This is a genomic window from Campylobacter sp. RM12642, assembly GCF_020137635.1.
Lineage (GTDB): Bacteria > Campylobacterota > Campylobacteria > Campylobacterales > Campylobacteraceae > Campylobacter_E.
Genome location: NZ_JACGAT010000082.1, coordinates 1 through 609, shown reverse-complemented (window position 1 = coordinate 609; position 609 = coordinate 1). Strand labels below are relative to the sequence as shown.

Annotated in this window: 1 protein-coding gene; it reads left to right on the top strand. The window is 30.5% G+C overall.

What is annotated here, in order from left to right; translation table 11 throughout:
* Positions 1 to 609, top strand: a 609-nt coding sequence (locus AVBRAN12642_RS09775; RefSeq protein WP_336608322.1) for a DNA cytosine methyltransferase, incomplete at both ends; no start/stop codon positions are given.

Here is a 609-nt window from a genome sequence, read left to right as displayed (position 1 = left end):
GCTAGCACTTTGGGGGTGAATAAGCAAGATAAGGATTTGAATGCTGATTTGAGAAATCAGTTGATTGTAGAAGTATTTAAGATTATTGAGCAAAAAGAAATTGATTATATTTTGATAGAAAATGTTCCACGTTATTTAGATGTTTTGATTAAATATAATGATATTGTTAAGCCAACTAAAGAGATGGTATATGAGTTATTTAGCAATAAATATGATATTAAAGTTGATATTTTTAACGCTAAAGATTTTGGAATCCCGCAAAGTAGACCTAGAGCAGTAATAAGAATGTGTAAAAAGCATTTGATTTGGAATGCACCTAAAAAGCAAAGAGAAATAACACTAAAAGAGGCGATAGGACATTTGCCAAGTTTAGAATCTGGCGAGATTTCTAATTTAAAACATCATAGTGCAAAGATGCATAATCCTAGAGAAATATTATGTATGAAACATACTCCATCTGGTCAATCTGCATTTAAGAATAATTTTTACTATCCAAGAAAAGAAAATGGAGATAAAGTAAAAGGTTTTCATAATACTTATAAAAGGATGAAATGGGATGAACCAGCACCCGCTAGAACAATGAATAGTGGAAATATTGGCTCGCATAAC